Source organism: Cyanobium sp. NIVA-CYA 375 (assembly GCF_056108345.1).
Genome location: NZ_JBSYHW010000019.1, coordinates 1 through 23,964, shown reverse-complemented (window position 1 = coordinate 23,964; position 23,964 = coordinate 1). Strand labels below are relative to the sequence as shown.

26 protein-coding genes and 1 pseudogene are annotated in these 23,964 nt (G+C 62.7%); 14 read left to right on the top strand and 13 right to left on the bottom strand.

Annotated elements, in window-relative coordinates:
• Positions 1-2: 2 nt before the first annotated feature.
• Together psb27 and AC01FP_RS07055 are read right to left on the bottom strand one after the other, a co-directional pair.
• The gene (gene psb27, locus AC01FP_RS07060) at positions 3-437 is read right to left on the bottom strand and encodes a photosystem II protein Psb27 (protein ID WP_474479145.1); all 435 of its coding nucleotides are present in this window, start codon (positions 435-437) and stop codon (positions 3-5) included.
• Positions 438-484: 47 nt separating this feature from the next.
• The gene (locus AC01FP_RS07055; RefSeq protein ID WP_474479144.1) at positions 485-2,311 is read right to left on the bottom strand and encodes a proline--tRNA ligase; all 1,827 of its coding nucleotides are present in this window, start codon (positions 2,309-2,311) and stop codon (positions 485-487) included.
• Between the two features lie 137 nt (positions 2,312-2,448).
• Between AC01FP_RS07055 and AC01FP_RS07050 the strand changes: the two genes are divergently transcribed.
• Entirely contained in the window at positions 2,449-2,937 is a 489-nt protein-coding gene (locus tag AC01FP_RS07050) for a hypothetical protein (RefSeq protein WP_474479142.1), read from the top strand.
• A 359-nt stretch (positions 2,938-3,296) separates the two neighbouring features.
• Here the strand turns inward: AC01FP_RS07050 and AC01FP_RS07045 are convergent, their stop codons facing one another.
• Positions 3,297-3,995 (bottom strand): class I SAM-dependent methyltransferase, encoded by a 699-nt coding sequence (locus tag AC01FP_RS07045; RefSeq protein ID WP_474479141.1) that lies wholly within the window; start codon positions 3,993-3,995, stop codon positions 3,297-3,299.
• 82 nt (positions 3,996-4,077) lie between these two features.
• On the opposite strand from AC01FP_RS07045, the gene AC01FP_RS07040 reads away from it, so the two are divergent.
• Together AC01FP_RS07040 and AC01FP_RS07035 are read left to right on the top strand one after the other, a co-directional pair.
• Positions 4,078-4,440, top strand: coding sequence for a 2Fe-2S iron-sulfur cluster-binding protein (locus tag AC01FP_RS07040; protein ID WP_474479139.1), 363 nt, complete (start codon positions 4,078-4,080; stop codon positions 4,438-4,440).
• Positions 4,441-4,468: 28 nt separating this feature from the next.
• Entirely contained in the window at positions 4,469-4,813 is a 345-nt protein-coding gene (locus AC01FP_RS07035; RefSeq protein ID WP_474479138.1) for a Spx/MgsR family RNA polymerase-binding regulatory protein, read from the top strand.
• On the opposite strand, the gene AC01FP_RS07030 is transcribed toward AC01FP_RS07035, so the two are convergent.
• Positions 4,779-6,320 (bottom strand): hypothetical protein, encoded by a 1,542-nt coding sequence (locus AC01FP_RS07030; protein ID WP_474479136.1) that lies wholly within the window; start codon positions 6,318-6,320, stop codon positions 4,779-4,781. The two genes, AC01FP_RS07035 and AC01FP_RS07030, sit on opposite strands and share 35 nt — an antisense overlap.
• A gap of 77 nt (positions 6,321-6,397) precedes the next feature.
• Here AC01FP_RS07030 and lepB point away from each other — a divergent pair, with 77 nt between their 5' ends.
• Positions 6,398-7,108: a signal peptidase I gene (gene lepB / locus AC01FP_RS07025; protein ID WP_474479135.1), complete on the top strand. Its 711-nt coding sequence runs from the start codon at positions 6,398-6,400 to the stop codon at positions 7,106-7,108.
• On the opposite strand, the gene AC01FP_RS07020 is transcribed toward lepB, so the two are convergent.
• A complete protein-coding gene (locus AC01FP_RS07020; protein ID WP_474479134.1) occupies positions 7,071-8,351 on the bottom strand; it encodes an amidohydrolase family protein in 1,281 nt (426 codons plus the stop codon). The two genes, lepB and AC01FP_RS07020, sit on opposite strands and share 38 nt — an antisense overlap.
• Before the next feature lie 3 nt (positions 8,352-8,354).
• On the bottom strand, positions 8,355-9,689 hold the full coding sequence (locus AC01FP_RS07015) for a histidine phosphatase family protein (protein ID WP_474479133.1): 1,335 nt from the start codon (positions 9,687-9,689) through the stop codon (positions 8,355-8,357).
• Positions 9,690-9,772: 83 nt separating this feature from the next.
• Between AC01FP_RS07015 and AC01FP_RS07010 the strand changes: the two genes are divergently transcribed.
• From AC01FP_RS07010 to AC01FP_RS06990, 5 genes and pseudogenes are all read left to right on the top strand, one after another.
• Positions 9,773-11,188, top strand: coding sequence for a lysostaphin resistance A-like protein (locus AC01FP_RS07010; protein ID WP_474479132.1), 1,416 nt, complete (start codon positions 9,773-9,775; stop codon positions 11,186-11,188).
• Positions 11,189-11,305: 117 nt separating this feature from the next.
• Positions 11,306-11,728 (top strand): hypothetical protein, encoded by a 423-nt coding sequence (locus AC01FP_RS07005; RefSeq protein WP_474479131.1) that lies wholly within the window; start codon positions 11,306-11,308, stop codon positions 11,726-11,728.
• Positions 11,729-11,741: 13 nt separating this feature from the next.
• Complete coding sequence (locus tag AC01FP_RS07000; RefSeq protein ID WP_474479130.1) at positions 11,742-13,559, top strand: peptidoglycan D,D-transpeptidase FtsI family protein; 1,818 nt, start codon at positions 11,742-11,744, stop codon at positions 13,557-13,559.
• A 116-nt stretch (positions 13,560-13,675) separates the two neighbouring features.
• Positions 13,676-14,662 (top strand): annotated as a pseudogene (locus AC01FP_RS06995) (transaldolase); the annotation flags it as partial.
• A 74-nt stretch (positions 14,663-14,736) separates the two neighbouring features.
• Positions 14,737-15,114, top strand: coding sequence for a Crp/Fnr family transcriptional regulator (locus AC01FP_RS06990; protein WP_474479128.1), 378 nt, complete (start codon positions 14,737-14,739; stop codon positions 15,112-15,114).
• Between the two features lie 9 nt (positions 15,115-15,123).
• Here AC01FP_RS06990 and AC01FP_RS06985 read toward each other — a convergent pair whose 3' ends face one another.
• The 3 genes from AC01FP_RS06985 to pyrH are packed head-to-tail and all read right to left on the bottom strand — an operon-like array spanning position 15,124 to position 17,542.
• On the bottom strand, positions 15,124-16,290 hold the full coding sequence (locus tag AC01FP_RS06985) for an NAD(P)/FAD-dependent oxidoreductase (RefSeq protein ID WP_474479127.1): 1,167 nt from the start codon (positions 16,288-16,290) through the stop codon (positions 15,124-15,126).
• Positions 16,287-16,826: a ribosome recycling factor gene (gene frr / locus AC01FP_RS06980; protein ID WP_474479126.1), complete on the bottom strand. Its 540-nt coding sequence runs from the start codon at positions 16,824-16,826 to the stop codon at positions 16,287-16,289. Before frr ends, AC01FP_RS06985 begins: the two co-directional genes overlap by 4 nt.
• Before the next feature lie 8 nt (positions 16,827-16,834).
• The gene (pyrH, locus tag AC01FP_RS06975) at positions 16,835-17,542 is read right to left on the bottom strand and encodes a UMP kinase (protein WP_474479125.1); all 708 of its coding nucleotides are present in this window, start codon (positions 17,540-17,542) and stop codon (positions 16,835-16,837) included.
• A gap of 76 nt (positions 17,543-17,618) precedes the next feature.
• Between pyrH and AC01FP_RS06970 the strand changes: the two genes are divergently transcribed.
• The gene (locus tag AC01FP_RS06970) at positions 17,619-19,292 is read left to right on the top strand and encodes a protein adenylyltransferase SelO (RefSeq protein WP_474479124.1); all 1,674 of its coding nucleotides are present in this window, start codon (positions 17,619-17,621) and stop codon (positions 19,290-19,292) included.
• A 105-nt stretch (positions 19,293-19,397) separates the two neighbouring features.
• On the opposite strand, the gene AC01FP_RS06965 is transcribed toward AC01FP_RS06970, so the two are convergent.
• From AC01FP_RS06965 to AC01FP_RS06950, 4 genes are all read right to left on the bottom strand, one after another.
• Positions 19,398-19,679 (bottom strand): hypothetical protein, encoded by a 282-nt coding sequence (locus AC01FP_RS06965; RefSeq protein ID WP_474479123.1) that lies wholly within the window; start codon positions 19,677-19,679, stop codon positions 19,398-19,400.
• Positions 19,680-20,086: 407 nt separating this feature from the next.
• Positions 20,087-20,440 carry a DUF5615 family PIN-like protein gene (locus AC01FP_RS06960; RefSeq protein ID WP_474479122.1) on the bottom strand — a complete coding sequence of 118 codons (354 nt, stop codon included), beginning with the start codon at positions 20,438-20,440 and terminating at the stop codon, positions 20,087-20,089.
• A complete protein-coding gene (locus AC01FP_RS06955; protein WP_474479121.1) occupies positions 20,437-20,667 on the bottom strand; it encodes a DUF433 domain-containing protein in 231 nt (76 codons plus the stop codon). The genes AC01FP_RS06960 and AC01FP_RS06955 overlap by 4 nt, the downstream gene beginning before the upstream one ends.
• A 26-nt stretch (positions 20,668-20,693) precedes the next feature.
• Positions 20,694-20,912: a hypothetical protein gene (locus AC01FP_RS06950; RefSeq protein ID WP_474479120.1), complete on the bottom strand. Its 219-nt coding sequence runs from the start codon at positions 20,910-20,912 to the stop codon at positions 20,694-20,696.
• Positions 20,913-20,984: 72 nt separating this feature from the next.
• Here AC01FP_RS06950 and AC01FP_RS06945 point away from each other — a divergent pair, with 72 nt between their 5' ends.
• The 4 genes from AC01FP_RS06945 to AC01FP_RS06930 all read left to right on the top strand — a co-directional run.
• A complete protein-coding gene (locus AC01FP_RS06945) occupies positions 20,985-21,443 on the top strand; it encodes a hypothetical protein (RefSeq protein WP_474479119.1) in 459 nt (152 codons plus the stop codon).
• Positions 21,440-21,820: a hypothetical protein gene (locus tag AC01FP_RS06940; RefSeq protein WP_474479118.1), complete on the top strand. Its 381-nt coding sequence runs from the start codon at positions 21,440-21,442 to the stop codon at positions 21,818-21,820. Before AC01FP_RS06945 ends, AC01FP_RS06940 begins: the two co-directional genes overlap by 4 nt.
• Before the next feature lie 84 nt (positions 21,821-21,904).
• On the top strand, positions 21,905-23,614 hold the full coding sequence (locus AC01FP_RS06935) for a type I restriction-modification system subunit M (RefSeq protein ID WP_474479117.1): 1,710 nt from the start codon (positions 21,905-21,907) through the stop codon (positions 23,612-23,614).
• A partial coding sequence (locus AC01FP_RS06930; RefSeq protein ID WP_474479116.1) for a DUF4062 domain-containing protein occupies positions 23,611-23,964 on the top strand: 354 nt, incomplete at its 3' end. The genes AC01FP_RS06935 and AC01FP_RS06930, both read left to right, overlap by 4 nt.

The following is a 23,964-nucleotide window of genomic DNA, read 5'->3' as shown; positions in this document are numbered from 1 at the left end:
CCTCAGGCGCCGCGGGTCGCGTTGGTTTCAGCCTTCTTGAGTTCCTTGGCGATCCGCTCCTTAAGCGCCTCCGGCAGCGGGCGATTGGGATAATTGGTGTAGTGGCCAGCCATGGAGTTGATGGCCGTCAGCATGGTGGTGAAGGAGCCCAAGCCGTTCACCGAGCTGCGGGGGCGGTAGCGGGCCACGTAGCCATTGCTCAGGCTGCGAGCTTCGATCTCTGCCTCAGCGCGTGCAGGATCGTCGGCCCCTAAAGCGATGGTGCTCAGCAGGCTGTCGGCCACCGCCACAGTGTCCTCGACGTAGTTACCCGAAAGACCTGTATTTGCAGAGCTACAGGCAGTGAGCATCAGGCTGAGGCAGAGCACCAGCGCTAGGGCCAAACGCGAAAAAAGCTCCTTCAGCCGCTGGCGGAAGGTGGGGAGCGCAGCAGCCATGGGTGAAATGCGAATCTGGCGATCCTAGAAGCCACCTCTAGAGCCGTTCAGACAAGCAGGCCCATGCGCTGGCTAGCCAAGCTGGGCAGCAGGGTCTCAAGCAGCTCAATGGCCGGCAGATCGCGCTTGCTGTTGCTGGAGCGCTCCACCAACTCCACCAAACCAGCCGCCGCGCCGCGACCCACCACTACTCGCCAGGGAATACCAATCAGATCGGCATCCTTAAACTTCACCCCAGCCCGCTCGCTGCGGTCATCCAGCAATACATCTACACCTGCTTCCTGCAGACGCCGATAGAGCTGCTCGGCCAAACTGCTCTGCTCGGATTCGGCCCAATTGGCCGCTACCACGATCACTTCGAAGGGAGCAATCGATACGGGCCAGCAGATGCCGTTGCCATCGTGATGTTGCTCAACCGCCGCCTGGGCCAAACGCGAGACACCGATGCCGTAACAGCCCATCCACAGGGCCTCTTCCGTGCCGCTCTCATTGGTGAAGCGGGCCTCTAGGGCTTCTGAGTATTTGCGGCCCAACTGAAAGATGTGTCCCACCTCGATGCCCCGACTGGCCTGCAATTGTTGGGAAGGGTCGTGTTGGCAGCGATCACCTGGTTGGGCGGCCCGTAGATCAAGGCTCTCCGGGCAGGGGCAGAGGGCACTCCAGGCCGCACCTACGAGGTGGGTATCGGCGGTGTTGGCACCGCACACAAAGGAGCTGAGCTCGGCGGCGGAGCTGTCAGCCAGTCGCAAGAAGCGCTTGAGCCAGTGACTGGCATCGGCGAGCCGCTCATCGGCGAGCTGGGGACCCATAAAGCCAAAGGGCATCGGTAGCAGCCCTTCGCTGGCCACGGACTCAGCAGTGATTGGGGCGATGTCCAGCAGGGCCCCGTGCTCCGCTGAGCAGCGGGCCGTAACTGCATTGGCCAATTTCACGTCGTTGAGTTGTTGATCACCCCGCAGGCTCACCAGCAGGGGCTGGGCGCTTTGATCTTCAAAGCGAGCCAACAACATCAATACTTTTACGGTTTGGCAGGGCTCAATGCCATGGCCGGCGCAGAGGTCATGGATAGTGCTTTGGCCAGGTGTGGCTAAAAGTTCACCCTGACCGCCAGCGCGCGATCCACCAGGCAGGGCGATGGGCTCAGCTGCTAACGAAACGGCCCGCTCCTGATTGGCGGCATAGGCCCCATCGGCACTAGCCAAGATCAGGTCCTCACCGGCCTCAGCCGTAACCATGAATTCCTGACTGGCCGATCCACCGATCGCCCCGCTGTCGGCCTCTACTGCAACGGCTCTCAATCCGCAGCGGGCAAAGATGCGTCTGTAAGCGCCATCCATGGCGGCGTAGGTTTGCCGTAGCGACTCCTCATTGGCATGAAATGAGTAGGCATCTTTCATGATGAATTCGCGACCACGCATTAATCCGAAGCGGGGACGAATTTCATCGCGGAACTTGTTCTGTATCTGATACAAATTGACTGGCAACTGCCTGTAAGAACGCAACAGATCGGCGGCCAGATATGTGATCACCTCCTCATGGGTAGGGCCAAGGCCCAGTTCACGTCCCTGTCGATCCTCCAGGGAGAACATGATTCCCTCACCTGCCGTGTAGCCAGCCCAACGGCCGCTGCGCTGCCATAGCTCGGCAGGCTGCAGCTGGGGCAACAGGGTTTCGAGGGCGCCGGTGCCGTCCATCTCCTCACGCACCACCCGCGAAACCTTCTGCAGCACCCGCCACATCAAGGGGAGATAGGCGTAGATGCCCGAGGCCACCCGGCGGATATAGCCAGCGCGAAGCAGCAACTTGTGAGATGGAATCTCAGCCTCCGACGGATCGTCGCGGAGCGTCACCAGCATCAGGCGGGAGACGCGCATGGCAAGGTCGTTCACAGAGGGCGGAACCTATCACCGAGACCCAGCCAGGGGAGCAGGTATGGGGGTGAACATCGCTGATAGTTGCCAGAACCCCTGCTAGGTTCACCGTCCGATCCAGTTAGTCCAAGAGCTGTCTCATGCCCCCCTATCCCGATTCTTCAAATGGGTTTGGGGCAATCGGTTTGCCTACTGGGCTTGTTCATCAATCCGAGCCTGTTGATACAACTTCCAGAGAGGTCCCAGAAGGGCTGATCGGTATTGATGAGGTACAGAGGGCTCTTAATCGGTCGCGGGCATCGGTATATCGCTATACCAATACTGATCCTCGCAACCTCAATCCGCCCTTCAACCCCCGCAAGTTGAATCCGGAGTACCGCAGCGATCAAAAGGATCCGCTGATGTTCCACCCCAACGAGGTGGCCCGCTTCGCCCGCGACGTGTTGCGGATCAAGGAGGTGACGGTGGAGGTACTCAACTCACCCTCCACGGCGACCCAGCAATTGCTCGGAGCAATCCTCGACGAGCTGAGATCCATCCGCCTGCACCTGGACCATCTTGATAGCCGCCCCGCAGACTTGAGTGCCCGGCGTGATCAACACGACCAAGGCGCCCGTCCTGCCGCCTGACGGCAAGCACAACTTGTTTAGTAAATCCGGACCGAATCAAGCCCCAAACCGAGATCAGTAGTGCCAGAATTAAGCTAGTTCTTTGGTTTTTTACATGGAGGTGGTGCATTTATGTGCCATTTCCGACTGTTATGGACTCTGTTCCCCGAGATTCCCAACCAACCACCCCTGCCGAACTGACCGAAGCGAGTGAACTCCAAAGTGAGCTTGGCGAGGAGGGGGATGATCCTTATAGTCAAGGCCCACAAGCTCTTTCTGGCCTGCTGGGAAGCCTGATTGCCCTCACCACGGCAGTGGTGCCACTGGCCATGGTGGTCTCAGGTCGGTCCTTCCCCAACCCAACACCGAGCTTCGATGGTTCAGGGGCGGCGCTGCAGCAGAAATCCCTCGTAGCTGAGAGCCTGAAATATCCGGGCAGGATCTCCAAAGCCAGCAGCATTAACGAGAGCCGTTAACCGCGCTTCGCCGATGGGATGAAGGCCTTGGGTAAGTGGTGCTAAGTCGTGCGGATCGGCGTCCAGGCCACTGGCCCGTTGGAAGCCCATCCAGGCAGCCTCCACTTGGCCCTGCAAAGGTGACCGCTCCGGCGCCATTAAATCAACGAGCACTAATTGGCCACCAGGCTCCAAGCTGCTAGCCAAGGCCGTAAGAAATGCAAGCTTGCTGCCATCGTCCGGCAACGACTGCAGCACAAGCACGGACAGGGCCCCGGCGAAACAGCCGTCGGCGTTCAGCTCCTCAACCGAGGTTTGACGCCAGCTGATCGACTCGACACCAAGACGCTGTTGGGCCGCAGCCAGCATTTCGGCTGAGGGATCGATTGCGGTGAGCTGCCAGTCTGGGCGCTGGGCCCTTGCCTCCACCAGCTCTGCTCCGGTGCCGCATCCCGCTACGAGCACGGCCGCTCCGGCGCTGCCAGCCCGGGGAGAGACAGCAAGCAAGGAAACCGCCAGACGAGCCAGGCTGGCGTACCCAGGAATCAGCTGCTGCACAATTAAGTCGTAACCAAGAGGCAGGTCGTACCCAAGAGGCAAGTCGTAACCGAGGGGCGCTGACACAGCTCACTCGCGAAGGCTCAAATGTTAGGCATGGGGGCGGGCGTGAACTAAGTTGGTCACTGACCATTCACCCAGCTCGACCGTGCCCACCATCCGTTTCGAACAGGAAGGCCAGACGGTCGGTTGCATCGAAGGTGCCAATCTCCGCAAGGCTGCCCTGGATGCGGGCATCAACCCTTACAAAGGCCTTAATAACGTCAACAACTGCGGTGGTATCGGCCAGTGCGGCACCTGCGTTATGGAGGTGCTGGAGGGCATACAGAACCTCTCCCCCCGCAGTGATGTCGAGGAGGTCTACCTCTCCGATCGTCCCGCCAATTTCCGTCTTAGCTGCCGCACCAGCGTCAACGGCGATGTCACCGTGCGCACCAAACCGACCAACGCTGTTGGCCAAGGCTCCAACAGCTTGGTGGGCGCCCTTAAATCCCTAATCGGCATCAAATAGGCGCCTACCTCTCCGACGCTGGCTCCGGATGAAGCTTTACAGCTACTCCAGTTGCAGTACCTGCCGCAAGGCCATCGCCTGGTTGACGGCCCGTCACCTGGCTGCCGAAACGCTGGACATCACCAAGCAGCCGCCCAGCATTAACGAACTAGAGCAGGCCTTGGCCCAGCTGGGGCGTAAGCGCTTGTTCAACACGAGCGGACAGAGCTATCGCGCCTTGGGAGCGGCCGCGGTGCAAGCCATGGACGACCAGGCGGCCCTAGCAGCACTGGCCGCTGACGGCAAATTGATTAAGCGCCCTTTGCTGATCGCCGCCAACGGACGCATGCTCACAGGCTTCAAGGAGCCGGAGTGGCTGGATCTTCTGGGCTAGCGGGGCCAGGGGCGGTCATCAATTGGTCGAGCTCCTGGATCAGAGCTTCGATGCCGGCTCGGTTGATCTGACTGAGGTAGGTGCCCTTAGCGCCATCGATCAAGGCGCAGAGCAGCTCCTGGGAGCGCTCCAGGGCCGGCCCGCTCTCAAGGGCGGCGGCCAATTCTTCCCAGAAGCGGTCGATGAAGCGCTGCAACAGCTCCAATTGCACGTCGTCGCGGCGGGAAAGCTGGTTGCCGGTGCTGCGGGAGAGCTCAAGCAGGCTGTCGACCATGCCGCTCGCCAGTTGGCGACTGATGCCGGTCTCTACTTGCAGCAGCGGCTGCAACTGGCGCAGCGGCGCAGGCACAACGGTGCGGTCGAGGCTTTGGCGCAGGCTGTATCCCAGCAAACCCTGCAGCTCCGGCGCGAGCTTCGGGGCCACCCGGCTAAGCAGCAGCGGCGCCCAGATCCGCACCAGCTCAACCAGCGCCCGCTCGTCACTGCTGTTGGCCACGCTCTGATGGCTGCGCAGGGCGCGAAACCGCTGGGGCCAGCGCCGCGAACGAATCAACCCCTGAGTGCCATCAAGGATCTGCAGCGACAGCACTTCAAACAGCTCAACCGCCAGCAGCGCCACAACCCCTCGGCTCACCACGGCCCGCAGCGGCTCGAAATTGACCAGGCCGGAGGTCTGAAGACGCTCCAGTACAGGTACCAGCCGCAACCAGCGCCAGAAGGGCAGTAGCAGGGGTAAGTCGCTCCAGCGGCGCAACAGGGCATCACTCCAGCTGAGTCCAGGTAGCCGGCGCCTTAAGCGGATCAGCCGCAGCAGGATGTCCAGGGCGAAGACGCTCTGGAACAGAAGCAGGTCAATTCGCCAGAAATGATCGGTGGGGCGGCCGTTTTCGTCTATTGAGCGCCAGTAGTTGGTGGCCACCAGCGGCAGCACCTGATCGTTCCAGAAGAGCCGTTCCTGTCTCCAGCCCTTGGCACGTATCCAGGCCGGACTAAGCAACAGGCTGGAGGCCTGACGGGCGGAATCGCGGTCGGCCCGCTGTCGCAGCCTATTTTTGATCTTCTCCAGCGTTCCGGAGGCATCGGAGGCCAGGAAGGGATTGCCGTCGATCAGCTGGTCGGTCAGTTGGGCCTGACGATTGAGCAGGGCCACCTGGCTGGGCTGGGGGGCCTGGCCGGCCGGCAGAACCAGCAGGGCCCCATCGAGTTGGCGAAATTGCTCCAGGTAGGCCTGGGTTTCCCGGTGGGGCTCTATCCCCTTGATCGGATCCACCAGGGGGGTGACATCCGGGATAACGGTGAGGGGCACCACCAGGGGCACCGAGGGGATTGGGTAGAGATTGCGCTGCAGCCAGAAGGTGCGCAGCGGCACGTAGGTGATGTCGAAGGCCACCCACAGCAGGTTGATGCTGGCCCACACCGCCACAAAGCGGTCCCAGCCCAAGGCCCAACGGCCCGCTGGCTCGGCCGATGACGGCTGAGTGCGCTCTTGCCAGCGAGGGGACGCCATAGGCCTTGGCGGGTTGGTTGTTGTGCCTAATCTGCCGTGTCCGGTTCGACAAACCTGAACAAAGGAGATCTGAGGTCTTGAGCCCTTCCCCATCACACCATGAACAGCCGCCCCAGGAGAGCCCCTGGGCCTTTTGGCGCAGCGTCCTGGTCACCCTGGCGGTAGCCCTGGGGATTCGCCAGTTTCTGGTGGAGGCTCGCTACATCCCCTCGGGTTCGATGCTGCCAGGGCTGCAGCTTCAGGATCGCCTGCTGGTGGAAAAGCTGAGCTATCGCCAGCGTGCCCCCCGTAGAGGCGAGATCGTCGTATTCCATTCGCCCCACCACTTTGACCCGGTGTTGGCAGCTGGATCAAGCTCCAATCCCCTGCGCTGCTTGCTGGTGAATCTGCCGCTTTTGGGCAGCTTGCCGGGGGTAGCCAATCCCGCCTGCGACGCCTACATCAAGCGGGTTGTAGCCCTGCCAGGAGAGCGGGTCGTAGTCGATCCTCGCGGTCATGTGTTCATCAATGGCGAGCGACTGGCGGAGCCCTACGTCAATGGCGATTGCCCCGTAGATAGTCAGGGTATGGGGCCATGCCGAACCCTGAACGCCGTTGTTCCTGCAGGCCATGTGCTCACCCTGGGTGACAACCGGTCCAACAGCTGGGATGGCCGCTTCTGGCCAGGGGGAGCCTTCCTGCCCCAGAGCGAAATCATCGGGCGGGCTTTCTGGCGTTTTTACCCCTTCAACCAAACCGGTGCCCTGGGCGTTACAAGCTCCAGCGACCAGCCGGCTGCAGGCCGGTAGCTCGCACAGCTCCGCAGAGGGCCTGGCCCCACTGGGGCTGGTTGGCTGCCATCGACAAGGATTCACCCCGCTCCCAGCGCCAGGGATGCTGGGGGTCGAACAACAGCCAGCGGCGAGTGCCCTGGCTCAACTGCTCGGGGGGCAGCCCCAGCAACTCTGAGCCTCCCCAGCTCAGGGCCTGCCAGAGCAGCTCCACGCTCCAGCCGCGGCGCTGAACCAGCTCTTGCCACAACAGCGGCAGCACAAGCCCATGGCGGGCGCCATGGCCGGCCACTCCGGCCCGCCGCTGATCGAGGGGAAGCAGCTGCTCTTCCGCATCGAGCGGCAGGTGGTGCACTGCTACGGCGGTGAGCAACCGCTGCTCTAGGCCAGCAATCAGGCCTAGGCGATCAGTCGGAGTTCCCAGGCTGGGCCGCAGCCGCCAGCCCACCTCGGTGGGGTGGAGATTGCCGCTATCAGCTAGCAGGTGCCACCAGCTGACGCTGGCCAAGGGCCGCCTGGGGGCAAGGGCCAACAGATCCACCCCAGCGGCTGTGGAGAGATTCATCAGCCGCAGCGCCACTTCGGGACGTGCCTGGGCCAGGCTGAGCAGGCTTTGCAGCGGCAGGGTTTCGCTCAACTCCGGATCGGGGAGCCAGCCGGCCCGCAGCGCTTCCACCCCCTCGCGCACGAAGCCGGCGCCGCTGAGGCTGGCATCCCGTGGGGCCACCAGCACGGGCCGGTTGCCCATCTCCGCCAGCAGCAGGCCCCGCTCCAGCAAAGCCAGGGGTGGCTGCAGATCAGCGCAGGCCAGGCCAATGGCACCGGCAGCTATTTGATCGGCGTGGGGGGCCAGCTCCTGGTCGGCACCCTCCAAACTGAAACTGCCCCAAAGCATTAATTGCATCGGCTCAGCCCAAGCCAAGCCAAGCCGCTCCGGTCGATCGCGCCAGGGCGTGGCCCAGGGCAACAAGGCCACGCTGCCGTAGCCGCCAGCAGCAGCGGCGGCGGCAAGGCTGGCAAGGTCTTCCGCCCGCCCGCCGCAAGGTTGCTCCAGCACGCTGTGGGGGTCAACCAGCACCGGGGCCAGCAGCCAGGAATGGGCGTCGGTGGGGCTGAGGCCGAGGGCCTGGGCGCGTTGACTGGCGCCTTCGCCCCAGAGGAGCAGCTCGCCACCACTATCGATCAGGGCATCTGCCCTAGTGATCGGCTGGTGCGGACCGATGAGCAGCTGAACCTGGTGAAGCCAGAGGGGGCGAGTCAATACTCAGAGGGCACCGGCGGCGGTGCGATCCAACACGCCTCCAAGATGCTGGGTGAGGTTCATGGCGGCCACCACCGGACGGCCAGCTGGACCCTCCGGGTAATCAATCACCGTTACACCGCCATTGCCCTGCTTGATCGCCCAGATGTCGGCGGGTTGCAGGCCCAGCAGCCCGCACAGGATGGTCTTGTTGACCGCGTCGTGGGCCACAACCAAGGCCGTTTCATCGGCGCGGAGGTTGGCAGCTATTCGTCCCCAGGTCGCCAGGGAACGGTCCCATACCTCCTGGAGAGTTTCCCCCTCAGGCATCTGCACGGTGTGGGGTGCCCGCTTCCAATCGGCCAGCAGCTGGGGCCAACCTGCGGCGATCTCCTGCTCCAAGCAGCCCTCCCAGAGGCCGTGGCCGATCTCCACCAGGCCGGTGCTGCTGGTGAGGGGCACACCAGGATGGCTATTGAGGATTGCCTCAGCCGTCTGGCGCGGCCTGGCCATGCAGCTGGTGTAAGCGCGATCGATGCTCACCGGGGTGAGAAAGCTGCCAGCGGCCTCTGCCTGGGAGCGTCCGTTGGCATTGAGGGGAATGTCGATCTGGCCCTGAAAGCGACCCTCTCGATTCCAGTCGGTTTCGCCGTGACGCACCAATAGCAGTCGGGCGCCTGAAGCTTTAGGGGGCAGGGGCTCACCAAGGTGGGCCACCCCATTGAGCGACTCCACCTGGACGCCGCCCTTGCTGACATTCAGCACAGAGATGGAACAGTTGTCGACCCGCAGCCGGCGGAAGCCGCTGAGTGGTAGCTGCAGCAGGGCAAGCAATAGGCAACGCAAGATGGCGTTATGGGCCACCACCAGCACGGTCTGGGGAGGCGCCTGATCGTCAATAAGCGCGGCGGCGTGGCGCTCCAGCAGCAAATGGCGGAACTGCCGGGCCTGGTCGATCAGCTCCTGCAGTGGCAGATAGGGGCTGCCATCGGGGCGCTGCAGCTCGAGCAGTTCCGGGGCCTGGCGCCACTGCTGCTCCTGCTCGGGATAGCGCTCCCGCAACTCCTCTCGCAGCAGACCGCTCCAGGGAGCCAGATCAATTTCCAGCAGCCCTTCCTCCTGTTTTGCAACCAGGCCCTGGCCCTGCTCTGCCAGCAGCAGTCGGGCGGTGTCGGCAGCCCGGCGTAAAGGCGAGCAATAGGCAGCGCCGAGGTATAGATCACGCAGGGCTGCTCCTGTGGCACAGGCCTGGCTCTGGCCGCTTGCCGTAAGGCTCGAAAGGTCGTCGCGGCCCTGGATTCGATGCTCCACATTGAAGCTGCTCAACCCATGACGCACCAACACAATCCGAAGGGGCACGGTCTCGAAGCTGCTCTGGAACCATCGTATGGGAGGGGTGCGGGCCAGAATCCCCCCATTGGTGCGCCCTGGAGGGCCTGCGTTTGAACGCCAGTCCCCCCCCGCAACCCCGCCAAAGCTCTGGATGGACCAATGGACTTGCTCTGCTGAGCCTGGTGCTCAGTGGCCTGCTTTGGATCTTTGGCTTGGTTGACAGCCTGCAGCGGCCCTCTGTGGGCAATTCCCTGGAACTGCGGCAACAGGAGCTGACGGCCCTGGCAGCACCAGCACTGCCAGCTGGCCTGCGCCAAGCCCTCACCGGGGCCCAGCCCCTCGAGGCCCTGCGCCTTGATTTGCAGAAACAGGTGGACGAGGATCCCGTGCCGCCAGCAGCGCAGCAACAATTACAGCTGGCCTTGCTGGAGCGTCAGGCCGGCCAGGGGGCTGCGGCTCGCCAGCGGTTGCAGGAACTAAACCAGCAAGTGCCTCCTGAGCAGCGCCTCCTGCTGAAGGCCCTAATGGAAACGGCATCCGGCGCGGATCCTGCCGAGCTTGAGTTCGCAACCCTGGAGCCACTGCTAGAGGGTTGGGGCCTGTCTCCCCTAAGCCGCCAACTGATCTGCCAGGCCTTGGGTGGCCCATTGGCGGCTTGTGAAAATCGACCCGCCCAGCAGGCAGCTGTGCTGCGCCTGCTCGGAACCACGATGGTGCCGGTGCTGCTGCTGCTGCTGGGTTCCGCCCTGCTGTTGCGTGAGCTTTGGCTGCGCTGGCGCGGCAAGGCAGCCCCGCCGGCCCCGTTGGTGGGCCCGCCCCTCACCCTGGCGGAGGTCACCCTGCTGATCGCTGGCGGGTTCGTGGTGTTGGGGGAGCTGGTGATGCCCTTGCTGCTGGCTCCACTGCTGCAGGGGCTGCTCAAACCTTTGGCCAGCCAGCCGGCCCTGCAGCAAGGATTGCTGGTGTTGGGGCTCTATAGCGGCCTGATGGCGGCGCCCCTGGTCCTTTTGTGGAGCCAGCTGCGCCCCCATGCTCCGAGGCCCCAGGGGGGCTGGTTGCAGTGGCACTGGCGACCCTTGGCCAGCGCGCTGCGCCGGGCTTTTGTGCAGGTATTGCTGGTGCTGCCCCTGGTGGCCTTAGTCGGATGGGTGTTGGAACGGTTGGTGGGCGATCCAGGGGGCAGCAATCCCCTACTTGAGCTCGTGCTCAACAGCGCCAATCCCCTTGCCCTGCTTTGTTTCGCCTTCACAGCCCTAGTGCTGGCCCCCCTGTTTGAGGAAACCTTGTTTCGTGGGGTGCTGCTGCCTGTGCTGGCCCAGCGCTGGGGCGGGCTGGCTGCCGTGGTGGTTAGTGCCCTGCTTTTCGGCATCGCCCACCTCAGCCTGGGGGAACTGGCACCTTTATTCGTGCTGGGGCTGGGGCTCGGCTGGCTCCGGCTTCAGAGCGGACGACTCGGGCCCAGCGTGCTGATGCACAGCCTCTGGAATGGCCTCACCTTTGCCAATTTGTTGTTACTTGCTGGCTGAGCGACTGCCAGCCCTTGCTGGCTGGCACCAAGGATGGTTCAATCGCGCAGTGCGCTTACCGTTCCTTTGGTCGCCTCCATCTCGCCACGGCAGGCTCCAGATCGCAGCGTGACTGCAATGACAAACTCCAGCCGCAAGCTGCCGAAACAAACCCTGAATCTGATTCAGGGTTCGCTCTCCGGCCACAAACTTGAGCGCCGCGCGCCTTGGATCTCCAACCTGCACCGGGTCACCGATGGCACCCTGGCAGGGTTGGGAATCTGCATGCTTGCCCTTAGTGCCTTAACCCTGCACTGGCAAAACCGATGGGGTGTCAGCTACCAGCAGCTGGAGTCTTCCCAGGTGCTGGAGCACAAGCTGCAGGAATCAGCAGCGCTGCTGGAACAACACCACCTTGGCGCCGTAAAACGTCCTGGCTTGCTGGTGCCCACCAGCAGCGAGAAACTCATCTATCTGCCTGCACCCACCGTTGCCTCGGGTGCCACCGGCTTGCCACTGCTGGGCAGCTTGCCCCTGCGCCAGATCCGGACTGGTTATTGATGGCGACACCTCGATGAAGAGCAGCAGTCAGCGCGGTCCGATACGGACTCCTCGCAGCTCCCAGCAACGGGTCGTGGCCATCCAACCGGTACCCGCTGGACGCCTGCTGGCTGTTTATGGCTTGCTTTGTGCTGGTCTGATCGGCCTGGCTGGTCGTTTGGCTTGGCTCCAGGTGGTGGATGCCACCAACCTGCAAACCAGGGCCCATGCCATCCAGACCCAAACCACCAAGCCGATCGGCAAGCGACGCACGATCGTCGATCGCAATGGTCGCCTAGTTGCCCTGGACGAGCAGCGCTTCACGCTCTGGGCCCACCCCCGCTACTTCAACTTTCCAGGCGACGACCCCCAGAAAATCCGCACGGCCGATGAGGTGGCCGGCAAGGTTGCGGCAGTGCTGGCCCTGCCCAAGCCAGCCCTGCTCGACACCATGGCTGGCCGGTCCAGCGGCGTGAAGCTGCGCACCGACCTCGACCCCGAAACCGCTGAACGGGTGCGGCAGCTGGGCATTAGTGGGCTCGACCTGGAGGCCTATCCGCACCGGATTTATCCCCAGGGTTCCCTGTTTGCCAACGTGGTGGGCTTCCTCAACCTGGAGCGCGTTCCCCAGGCTGGCCTGGAGCAGAGCCGAAACAGTGATCTCAAGCGCCAGGAGACCACCGTGCAAATGCGCCGCGGCGCCGATGGCACCCCCCTTCCCGCCGGCCTGACGGCCGGCTCCCTCTACGGCGACGACCTGCGCCTGCAGCTAACCCTTGATGCCCGTCTGCAACAGGTGGCGATGCAGTCCCTTTCCAAGCAGGTGAAGAAGTGGAATGCCAAGCGCGGCGTCGCGCTGGTGATGGACGTGCGCAATGGCGAAATGCTGGCGCTGGCTTCCACACCCACTTATGACCCCAACAAATTCTGGAACTTCAATCCGGGACTGTTCCGCGAATGGTCTGTCCAAGACCTCTACGAACCTGGCTCCACCTTTAAGCCGATCAACCTGGCGGTGGCCCTGCAGGAAAAAGCCATTGAGGCAAACGGTCACATTGCCGATACGGGCCAACTCAGTATCGGCGGTTGGCCGATCTTCAACCACGACAAACGGGCTAACGGCCTGATCGATTTCCCCACCGTTTTGCAGGTGTCGAGCAACGTCGGCATGGTGAAGGCCATGGCCCAGGTGAAGCGCGATCGCTTCTGGTACTGGCTGCGCACGATGGGGATCGACGAAACCCCCGATACCGACCTGCCCGGGGCGGTGGCAGGCGAACTCAAGACGCGCAAGCAATTCACTGACCAGGCGATCGAACCGGCTGTTGCTGCCTTTGGCCAGGGCTTTTCCCTCACCCCGCTGAAGTTGCTGCAATTGCACGCCATGCTGGCCAATGGCGGCCGTTTGGTTAGCCCGCACATCACCCGCGGCCTGCGCTCCGGCGATGCCCTAGCCAGCGCGCCTGGCGGCAGTGGCCTTCAGGTGCTCGATCCCAGCGTCACCAAGACTGTGATGGCTTGGATGGAATCGGTGGTCGACAACAGCAGGGGCCTGGGCATGAAGGTACCCGGCTACCGAATCGGCGGCAAAACCGGCACCGCCCAGAAGGCAGAGCGGGGTGTCTACATCCCGGGGGCCCTGATCACCAGCTTTGTGGGCCACCTGCCTATCGACGATCCCCGCTACGTGGTGCTGGTGGTGGTGGATGAGCCCAAGGGCGGCAATACCTACGGCTCGACGGTGGCAGCTCCAGTAGCACGCCAGATCATCGATGCCCTGCTGGTGCTGGAGCGCATTCCCCCTTCCCGCCCCAAGGAGCTGCAGAAGGCAGTCGCTAAACCCCGCTCCTGATCGCCTGTGGCCGTTCCCTCAAGGAACGGCGTCGCCGCTGGGTTAACCCGAAAGCACTGGCTAGCGTGTATGTGATCAGAGCCGATGCCTCGCCATCTGCCTCCCTCATCCAGCCAATGGCCAACCTGCTCGACCAACTCGCCGCCATGACTGTGGTGGTGGCCGATACCGGTGACATCGACGCGATCAAGCAGTTCACGCCCCGCGATGCCACCACCAACCCGTCCCTGATCCTGGCTGCAGCCCAGATCCCCACCTACCAAAACCTGATCGACCGCTCCCTGCAGGAGTCGCGCCAGGTGATGGGTGCCGATGCCGGCGCCGATGCGGTGGTGCGCGAAGCCCTCGATGAAATCTGCATCACCTTCGGCAAGGAAATACTCAAAATCGTGCCCGGCCGTGTTTCGACCGAAGTTGACGCTCGCCTCAGCTACGACACCGAGGCAACGATCACCAAGGCCCGCAAACTCATAGGCCTCTACAACCAGGCCGGCATCAGCAACGACCGGGTACTGATCAAGGTGGCCTCCACCTGGGAAGGCATCCGCGCCGCTGAGCAACTGGAGCGCGAGGGCATCCACTGCAACTTGACGCTTCTGTTTGGGTTTGCCCAGGCCGTGGCCTGCGCCGAGGCCGGCATCACCTTGATCTCTCCCTTTGTGGGGCGGATCCTCGATTGGTACAAAAAGAGCAGCGGCCGCGACGGCTATCCCGGCCCGGAGGATCCTGGCGTGATTTCCGTGACGCAAATCTTCAACTACTTCAAGACCTACGGCTATAAAACCGAGGTAATGGGGGCCAGCTTCCGCAATATTGAAGAGATCATCGAGCTGGCGGGTTGCGACCTGTTGACGATTTCGCCGGCCCTGCTTGATCAGCTGCGCCACACCGATGGTGAGCTAGAGCGCAAGCTCAACGCCTTCGACCCCGCCCCCACCGAGGCCCAGATCCACCTCGACGAAGATCATTTCCGCCAGATGCTGGCCGCCGATCCAATGGCCACCGAGAAACTCGATGAGGGCATCCGCGGTTTCTGCAAGGCGATCGAAACCCTGGAGGCCCAGCTGGCCCACCGCCTAGCCGAACTGGAAGGAGGGGCTGCCCTTGTGGGATCAGGCTTGAACCAGGCTTAACCGAGGTGGGCCACACTGACTATTAAGTACTGGATAGTGACCTAGTGAACGCCCTCGACACCATGCGCGCCTTGGCCAGTAATGGTGAGGTGGTCAGCCTTGAACCTGGCGAACTGATTTTCAGTTCTGGCGAACCCGGCGATTGCATGTTTGGCCTGCTGGAAGGATCGGTCCAGCTCAGCTGGAACGGCGATCAAGGTCACGAACAAATCAATGCGGGCGATGTGTTTGGGGCCGGGGCCCTGGTGACCAGTGATCACCGTCGCTACGGCAACGCCACGGCCCTGACCCCCTGCAAGGTGCTGGTAATGAACCGGGAGAAATTTTTGTTTGCCGTGCAGGAATCGCCGATGTTTGCCATTGAGTTGCTGGGATCAATCGATCAGCGCTTGCGCCAACTCAAGGACTGCACCAAGATCTAGGCCCGGCTTTCAACTGCGCTGAAACAACAGCCGCCGGATCACCCGCTGGGCGATATCGCCGTAGCCCATCTCACCGGAGAGGATTTGAGCAATCCGCTGGGGAGCGGTGGGTCGCTTAACACCGAGCTCATATCCCACCCGCGGCAGCCGGTAGAAGACCTGGGCGATCCGCTTGCCCCAGGCCATCGAGTTGCCCCACTCAATCCGCATGCGCTTGGTGTAACCCACCAGGGCCTCGCCATCGCCGGCCAGCCAGGGAAGCAGAGCTTCGGCAGCCCGGCAGCCACTGATTAAAGCGGGCCTAATCCCCTCAGCCAGGAAGGGGTCGCAAAGGGAGGCGGCATCGCCCACCACCACCAGACCGGCATTAGCACCCTGGCCATGCAAGGGGTGGTGACCATTCCAGATGCGTAGGCGGCCTGGCTGGCGCTGGCCGGCCTGCGGCGGCAGGCCGAGGCTTGGCAGCAGCTGACTGAGCACCGCCTGGGCATTAGCGGGATCACGGCCAATGAAGGTGCCCACGCCAATGCTGTAGCCCCCCTTGCGGGGGAAGGTCCAGCAAAAGCCTTGGCGCACCAGACCAAATTCAAACCTGGCGGTACTGGGATCGCTCACCGCACAGTCCACCTCCACCGACACCGTCTCGGCATAGCGGGGCTGGCTTGGACCGAGGCCATGGCGGGCCGCCAACTGGGAGCAGGAGCCATCGGCGATGACCACGGCCCGGGCCTGAAGCTGCAGCGGATTCCCATCTAGACCACGGGCCAGCAGCTGCCAGCAATCCCCTGAGCGCTGCAGGCTCTCTACCGTCACCCCAGTAAGAAAGGTGGCTCCGGCGGCTTGAGACTGCTCCACCAAATAAGCATCGAGCACGGAGCGGCGCACGATCCAGAAGGGCGAATCGCCGGGTAGCACAGCAGTGACCGGATCTCCGAAGCACCAGGTGAAGCGCACCTGGTCAATCACCGAATCGACGGCAGGGCTGAGATCGAAGGGAAACAGCGCCTGCATCGAGGCCGCCATGCCGCCTCCGCAGGGCTTGGAGCGGGGAAAGCTGGCCCTGTCGAGCAGCAGCACCTTCAAGCCCCGATGGGCAAGCTGGAAAGCAGCAGCGCCGCCGGCCGCGCCTGCGCCTACCACCACCACATCAGCTAGGCCGTATGGCGAGCTGGTCACACCTTGAGGATGTCAGCTTCCTTAGCGGCCAGATGTTTCTCAAGTTCAGCAATGAACTTATCGGTGAGCTTCTGCACCTTCTCCTGCTCGTCGCGGCTCTGGTCTTCGGAGAAATCGCCGTCTTTCTCCTGCTTTTTCACCTTATCGATCGCGTCACGGCGCACGTTGCGCAGGGCAACCTTGCCCTCCTCTGCGTATTTAGCAGCCAGCTTGCAGAAATCCTTACGGCGCTCTTCGGTGAGGGGTGGGATGTTGATGCGGATCACCTTGCCGTCGTTGTTGCAGGTGAGGCCCAGGTCACTCATCGAAATGGCCTTTTCGATCAGGCCCATCGAACCGCCATCAAAGGGCTGGATTTGAATCGTCTGGGAATCGGGGGTGGAAATGGTGGCAAGTGATTTCAGCGGTGTTTCAGCGCCGTAATACTCCACGGAAATCTTGTCGAGCAGGGAGGGGTTAGCCCGACCGGTGCGGATGGTGTTGAAGGTGCGCTGGGTCGATTCCAACGACTTGCGCATGCTGGCTTCTAAATCCATGGCTGGCGTCAGGGGTGAATACGGGTGCCGATCGGGTCTCCGGCCACGGCGCGGCCGATGTTGCCGGGGCCGAACAGGTCAAAAACCACAATCGGGATGGAGTTGTCCTTGCAGAGGGCAATGGCGGTGCCGTCCATCACCTCAAGCTCGGAGCTGAGCACCTCCAGGAAGGAGAGACTCTCGAAGCGCACCGCATCGGCGTACTTGTTGGGGTCTTTGTTGTAGACCCCATCAACCTTGGTGGCTTTGAACACCACATCAGCACCAATTTCCGCAGCCCGCAGGGCGGCGGTGGTGTCTGTGGTGAAAAAGGGATTGCCGGTGCCGGCGGCGAAGATCACCACCCGGCCCTTTTCCATGTGGCGGATCGCCTTACGGCGGATGTAGGGCTCGGCCACCTCCTGCATGGAGATGGCGCTCTGTACCCGGGTGGGCACACCTGCCCTCTCCAGGCCGTCTTGAAGGGTGATGGCATTCATCACCGTGGCCAGCATGCCGACGTAGTCGGCCGTGGCCCGGTCCATGCCAGCTGCCGATCCCTTCAGACCGCGGAAGATGTTGCCACCTCCCACCACAATCGCCAGCTGGGTGCCACCGGCAACGCAGGCAGCCACATCGGAGGCAATCGACTGCACGATCTCAGGATCGATGCCATAGCCCTGCTCACCCATCAGCGCTTCGCCGCTGAGCTTGAGGAGAACGCGCTTGAAGCCCATTGATACCCCTGATCTGCCGGAGCGTAGCAACGGCCTCGCGGGCTCGCCAGGATGATCACTTCAGCGCCGGGGCACAGTGCCGACAACGACGTTTGCCGAGTTCGCACAACGGGCCGACTATTCGCTGCTGGATTCCTTGCAGGCGGATCCGCAGGCCAGCGCCGATGGCCACGATCACCAGCCCCGCCAGGTGTTCTCCGGCCATTACGTGCCGGTAACACCCACGCCGCTGCCAGCGCCGGAGTACCTGGCCCATAGCAGCACTTTCTTTAATGAGCTGGGCCTGAGCGAGGCTCTGGCCCACGACGACCGCTTCCGCCGTCTGTTCTGCGGCGACATCACGGCGGCCAGCGAGCCGATGCGACCGTTTGGTTGGGCCACGGGCTATGCCCTCTCTATCTACGGAGCCGAATACATTCAGCAGTGCCCGTTCGGCACCGGCAATGGCTACGGCGACGGCCGGGCTATCTCCGTGTTCGAAGGAGTATTTAACGGCCGGCGTTGGGAACTGCAACTCAAAGGCGGTGGGCCAACGCCCTACTGCCGCGGCGCTGATGGCCGGGCCGTGCTGCGCTCCAGCGTGCGCGAGTTTCTAGCGCAGGAATTCATGCATGCCTTGGGGGTTCCAACTTCCCGCTCGCTGACGCTTTATGTGTCGCGAGCGGAAACCGTGCGCCGGCCCTGGTACACGCCGAACTCCAGCTCGTTTGATCCCGACATCCTGGTGGATAACCCGGTGGCGATCACAACCCGGGTGGCGCCGTCGTTTCTGCGGGTTGGCCAGCTGGAGCTGTTTGCCCGCCGCGTCCGCCGCCAGGCTCACCCGGAGGCGCTCAAGGAGCTGCGGATGATCGTGGCGCACCTAATCGAGCGCAACTACCGCCAGGAGATTGATGCGGCTCTGGCTTTCAGCGAGCAGCTGCTGCAGCTGGCGCACTTGTTTCGCACCCGGCTCATTGGGCTGGTGGCCAATTGGATGCGGGTTGGCTACTGCCAGGGCAATTTCAACAGCGACAACTGCGCCGCAGGGGGCTACACCCTCGACTACGGCCCCTTCGGCTTCTGCGAACTATTTGATCCCAGCTTTCAGCCCTGGACCGGCGGCGGCGAGCATTTCAGCTTCTTCAACCAGCCGCAGGCTGCTGAAGCCAACTACCAGATGTTCTGGTCTGCCCTGCGGCCGCTGCTTGAGGGCAACACGGAGGGATTGGCGCGGCTCGATCAGATTCGGGACGGCTTCGCCGAAGCGATGGGCCAGGAGCTTGAGGCGATGTGGGCCCGCAAGTTGGGCCTAGCTAGCTACAACGCCGAACTGGTAAACGAGCTGCTGCAGCTGATGGTGCGCTCCAAGGTTGACTACACGATCTTTTTTCGCAGGCTCTCTGATATCCCGGAGCAACTCTCAGCTCTGAAGGAGAGCTTCTACCTGCCGAGTTCGGAAGAACTCGATGGGCAATGGAACGGCTGGCTGCAGCGCTGGCGCGATCAGATCACAGCCAAGGGCGACATCAGCGAGACATCGGCAGCAATGCAACTCGTGAACCCGGCGATTACCTGGCGCGAATGGTTGATCGCCCCGGCCTATGAACAAGCCGCGCAAGGTGAGTACGGCCTGGTCAGGGAACTGCAGGAGGTGTTCAGCCATCCTTACCAGGAGCCAGCAGCGGAGCTGGCGGCGACTTATGACCGCCTGAAGCCAAGGGAATTTTTCAATGCTGGAGGCGTGTCGCACTACAGCTGCTCGTCGTGAGCTGATCTGCCCTTGGCGCTCGGGCGAGCACATGCTTCTGGCCGCTGACCCAGGGTTGGGCCATTGCGAGCAAACCGTGTGGCTGCAAAGCACCAGAAGAAGCTTTTAAGATGTCAGTGTCATCGCTCTGTGCAGCCGCCGCCTGCGAATCGCCACTCTGGGACAAACCAGATCCGCTCCGCTTCGTGGCTCACGTAATCCGCGAACACCAGACACAGAAACGGCAGCATCATCCCGCGTGAGGCTCTGGCTTTCCCAGTGGAACTCCCACGGTGACATGGCGTAATCGTTGTAGCGGGCTGAGGCGAGCAGCTGGGGCCGGCGCGTGGGCAGCAACTCGCGCAGATTGACCAGCACCCGCTCGCTCGACACCCGATCGAGCTGCATGCGGCAGCCGGCTGGCAGGGAGGGTAACCCGTCTGTGATCTGCTACTCCAGCTGGTCGCTACGCCCCTGAAAAGGTGATCCGTTCGTGCGCGAGGCGCTCGACCATGGCGAGGTGCTGCATGGCTGAACCCTGGTCGGCTGCAGAGTCAACTAGCGCTGAGGCTGGCAAGGATCTTCCGGGCCAGGGGTTGCTTGATTTCGTTGTGTCTGAGCACAGCAGCCAGCCATGCGAAGCCTCCGCTCCAGATCGCGGCGGTCAGCTCCCCCTTCATGAAACCAGCCCACACCGCGATACCGTCCTTTTAGGTGGCAAGACGTTGTTCAGCAGCCATGGTTGATGAGGCGCCTGCCGCTTGGCGTGTTGCTTCGTCCTCAACCGAGCCAGCGGAAGGGCACGCTCCGAAAGCTCAGCGCTTCGCTCCAGGACTGAGCAGCAGGAAGCCGGCTTCCGGATGGCTTGAAAACGCCTCGATATCAGCAGCATGGTTCAACAGTAGGAAGGCCGTTGCAGCGTTGCTGGCGTTGCCGATAGCCAGGCAGATCACCTTCGGCGGGAAGCCCCGGCTCATGCTGAGTCTGAGAAAATCATCATCCTTAGTGACCAGAAGATCGCCGTCCAGTCGGGCCCGATCCCAGATCGCAAGATCATCCGCACCTCCGAGCCCGATCAGGCGTACATGTCTTGAATCAGGGAAACGATCGAAGAGCAGAGGGAGCAACTTTTCTGAAAGGTTCTCATCCAGGAGCAGGCTGAGGCTCATGCAGCAAGGGTGAGGCTGATCATCAGGCGTTCACGATCGGCCGCATAGGCCAGGCAGGCCAGAACGTCGTCATGGGTGATCTGCGGGAAATCCTCAAGAAGTTCCGTTTCATTCATGCCACTGGCCAGACAGCCAAGAACATCCCCCACTGTGAGCCTGGTGCCGCGAACGCAGGGCTTGCCGAAACGCACAGCCGGATTGGTGGTGATCCGCTCGTGGATATTCATGGCTCAACGCTAAACCGCCAACGCCATCACAGGCAGCCACGCCGCCGGAATCGCCACTCTGGGACAAACCAGATCCGCTCCGCTTCGTGGTTCACGTAATCCGCGAACACCAGACACAGAAACGGCAGCATCATCCCGCCGCGCACGGCGTGGTGGATATCTCTCAGCCCGATGGCGGAGAACAGGCGCTCGGATTTCATGAGCGTGATGAAGAAGACATCGAACTGGGACGCCCGATCAAACAACGCCCCTTCTACCAGCTAACCCAGCCAAAACCGCCAACATAGGTAATCCTGGAGTCAGCCAATCGAATCCCGATGCCCCTGCGCTCGGCCAGCGAATTTCCGACCACGCCAGATCCGGAGGCGCTGGAGAGCACCTACCAGGACTGCCGGGCGGCATTGGTGTCGGCTAATCGCTCCCGGGGCGTGCTCAAGGCCCAAAGCGACCGGCGGGGGGTGGTGATCGCGGAGCTGCAGCGGGAGCTGGTGGAGCTGGAGATGGATCTGGCCGATGAGGCGCGGACCAAGGCGCGGCTCCATGCCCTCAACGCCAAGCTCGGCAGCGTGATCCGCGAACTGGAGGAAACAGGCGATGCCATGGTGGGCCTGATCGATGAGAGCGAGCGCCAAAGCGGCTTCTGGTTGGTGGAGATGTTCCGGCGGTTGATTGTGCAGGCCACGCGCTGGCGCCAGGTGAAGGCCAAGGCCGTTGCGCTGGCGGCTGAAGCGTCTGAGGCGGGCACTGCCGTGAGCCAGCTCGGCGGAAAGCCATGAGCGCGGGCCCATCGATCGCTGATTTGCTGGAACAGAGCCACCGGGAACTGGCGGGCACCGACGCCCGGGTGTATCGCCGGGTGGCGGATCATCTGCAGCGCTCTAGCGCTGCCCTCCACGACCTCCAGGATCCCCAATCTGCGGAAACTCAGGACCCGAAAGCCTTGCTGGGCAAGGGGAGTTTCCTGCAGCAGTCTGCGGCCAGCCTCAAGCGACTGTGCAAAGCGCATGGCATCAAGGGCTACTCCAAGTTGCAAAAAGCCGCTCTGGCCCAACTGCTGGAACGCCATGGCGTGACTCCACCGCCGCCGCCGTTGGAGAGTTTCAGCAAGAAGGAGTTGATTGCGCTGGTGCGGCAGTTGTTGGGGGAGGGGTAGGCGATCGCCCCGCACTTGCATAAATATCCCAAACCGCCCCAACTGCAGGCAGACTCCCCATAGCGAAGCCCTCCTGATCCCTCGATGCCCGATCAGGAGCAACTGGACGACTTCCTCGAAGCCCTGGAAGAGGTCGGTAGCCCCGCCAAAAACCAAGTCCTGCGGGAAGCGCTTGGCTGGGAGGAGCCCCTCTACGAAGAGGTGAAAGCGGGACTGGTAGCAAAAGGAATCGTGGTGCGGGGAAGGGGGCGCAGTGATTCGGTGACCCTGGTGGCCGCCGAGCCGGTGGCGCCACAGGCCGCCCCAGCCAAAGCCCCCCGCAAAGGGAAAGCCGGTGGCAACGGCACCGCCAACCTCGGCTTCGAGGCCAAGCTCTGGCTCACGGCCGACAAGCTGCGCAACAACATGGACGCGGCCGAGTACAAGCACGTGGTGCTCGGCCTGATCTTCCTCAAGTACATCTCCGATAGCTTCGAAGAGCACCGCGCCAAGCTGCTGGCAGGCGAGGGCGACTACGAAGGCGCCAGCCCGGAAGACCCCGACGAATACAAGGCCGAGAACGTGTTCTGGGTGCCAGCCGAGGCCCGCTGGAGCCACGTGCAGGCCAATGCCAAGCAGCCGTCGATCGGCAAGCTGGTGGACGACGCCATGGTGGCGATCGAGCGCGACAACCCACGCCTCAAGGGCGTGCTGGCGAAGGACTACGCCCGCCCCGGCCTCGACAAGCAGCGCCTGGGGGAGTTGATCGATGTGATCGCCACGATCGAACTCACTGCTTCCAGAGAGAGCGGCGCCAGGGAAGGCGAACAGACCCATCGCTCCGTGGATCTGCTGGGCCGCATCTACGACCCCTGCTGCGGCTCCGGCGGCATGTTCGTGCAGAGCGAGAAGTTTGTGGAAAGCCATGGCGGCAAGCTGGGCGACATTTCCATCTATGGCCAGGAGAGCAACGCCACCACGCGAAGGCTGGCGGTGATGAACCTGGCGATTCGCGGCATCGAAGCCGACTTCGGCCCGGAGCACGCCGACACTTTCCGCCGCGACGTGCATCCCGACCTGCGGGCGGATTACGTGATCGCCAACCCACCGTTCAAAGACTCCGACTGGTTCCGCCGTGACGACGACGTGCGCTGGCAGTTCGGCGTGCCGCCCAAGGGCAACGCCAACTTCGCCTGGGTGCAGCACTTCATCCACCACCTGGCGCCGCAGGGGATGGCCGGCTTTGTGCTCGCCAATGGCAGCATGAGCTCCAACCAGAGCGGCGAAGGAGAGCTCCGCCGCGCCCTGATCGAGGCGGATCTAGTGGACTGCATGGTGGCCCTGCCCGGCCAGCTCTTCTACAGCACCCAGATCCCGGTGTGCCTCTGGTTCCTGACGAAGAGCAAAGCTGCCGACGGCCAGCGGGGCTTCCGGGATCGGCGCGGCCACACGTTGTTCATTGATGCCCGCAAGCTCGGCACATTGATCGATCGGGTGCATCGGGAGCTCACCGAGGCGGACCTGGAGAGGATCAGCGGCACCTATCACCGTTGGCGGGGTGACAACGGCGCGGGCAGCTACGACGATGTTCCGGGGTTCTGCAAATCCGCCACCACCGCCGAGATTGCTGCCCATGGCCACGTGCTGACGCCGGGGCGGTATGTGGGGGCGGAGGAGGTGGAAGACGATGGCGAGCCGTTTGAGGAGAAGATGCCGCGGCTTGTGGCGGAGCTGGAAAGCCAGTTCGCTGAATCAGCCAAACTGGAAGCGGCGATCAGGGGGAATCTGAAGAGCATGGGCTTCCCGCTTCGATGAAGCACAGCTTCTCCATCTTCGTGAGCAGCGTCCAAAAGGAGTTTGCGACAGAACGCCGCGCCGTGAAGGACTACATCACAGGCGACCCGATGCTGGGACGGTTCTTTGCAGATGTTTTCCTGTTCGAAGATCTTCCAGCCCGGGACCAGCGCCCCGACGGGCGATACATCGGAGAAATCGACCGACGGGACATCTATCTTGGGATTTTCGGCCTGAACTACGGAACAAAGGATATGGATGGCTTGTCTCCCACCGCACGGGAGTTCCAGCATGCCACTCACGAAGCCACCAATCAGCCGGAGAGGATCATCTTCATCAAGGGCCTCGACGACAGCGACCGTGAGCCAGAA

What these genes read in the sequence shown, in the direction of transcription:
- psb27 (WP_474479145.1), bottom strand. Translation starts at nt 437, where the DNA reads ATGGCTGCTGCGCTCCCCACCTTCCGCCAGCGGCTGAAGGAGCTTTTT.
- AC01FP_RS07055 (WP_474479144.1), bottom strand. Translation starts at nt 2,311, where the DNA reads ATGCGCGTCTCCCGCCTGATGCTGGTGACGCTCCGCGACGATCCGTCG.
- AC01FP_RS07050 (WP_474479142.1), top strand. Translation starts at nt 2,449, where the DNA reads ATGCCCCCCTATCCCGATTCTTCAAATGGGTTTGGGGCAATCGGTTTG.
- AC01FP_RS07035 (WP_474479138.1), top strand. Translation starts at nt 4,469, where the DNA reads ATGAAGCTTTACAGCTACTCCAGTTGCAGTACCTGCCGCAAGGCCATC.
- AC01FP_RS07030 (WP_474479136.1), bottom strand. Translation starts at nt 6,320, where the DNA reads ATGGCGTCCCCTCGCTGGCAAGAGCGCACTCAGCCGTCATCGGCCGAG.
- AC01FP_RS07005 (WP_474479131.1), top strand. Translation starts at nt 11,306, where the DNA reads ATGACAAACTCCAGCCGCAAGCTGCCGAAACAAACCCTGAATCTGATT.
- AC01FP_RS07000 (WP_474479130.1), top strand. Translation starts at nt 11,742, where the DNA reads ATGAAGAGCAGCAGTCAGCGCGGTCCGATACGGACTCCTCGCAGCTCC.
- frr (WP_474479126.1), bottom strand. Translation starts at nt 16,826, where the DNA reads ATGGATTTAGAAGCCAGCATGCGCAAGTCGTTGGAATCGACCCAGCGC.
- pyrH (WP_474479125.1), bottom strand. Translation starts at nt 17,542, where the DNA reads ATGGGCTTCAAGCGCGTTCTCCTCAAGCTCAGCGGCGAAGCGCTGATG.
- AC01FP_RS06965 (WP_474479123.1), bottom strand. Translation starts at nt 19,679, where the DNA reads ATGCAGCTCGATCGGGTGTCGAGCGAGCGGGTGCTGGTCAATCTGCGC.
- AC01FP_RS06960 (WP_474479122.1), bottom strand. Translation starts at nt 20,440, where the DNA reads ATGAGCCTCAGCCTGCTCCTGGATGAGAACCTTTCAGAAAAGTTGCTC.
- AC01FP_RS06955 (WP_474479121.1), bottom strand. Translation starts at nt 20,667, where the DNA reads ATGAATATCCACGAGCGGATCACCACCAATCCGGCTGTGCGTTTCGGC.
- AC01FP_RS06945 (WP_474479119.1), top strand. Translation starts at nt 20,985, where the DNA reads ATGCCCCTGCGCTCGGCCAGCGAATTTCCGACCACGCCAGATCCGGAG.
- AC01FP_RS06940 (WP_474479118.1), top strand. Translation starts at nt 21,440, where the DNA reads ATGAGCGCGGGCCCATCGATCGCTGATTTGCTGGAACAGAGCCACCGG.
- AC01FP_RS06935 (WP_474479117.1), top strand. Translation starts at nt 21,905, where the DNA reads ATGCCCGATCAGGAGCAACTGGACGACTTCCTCGAAGCCCTGGAAGAG.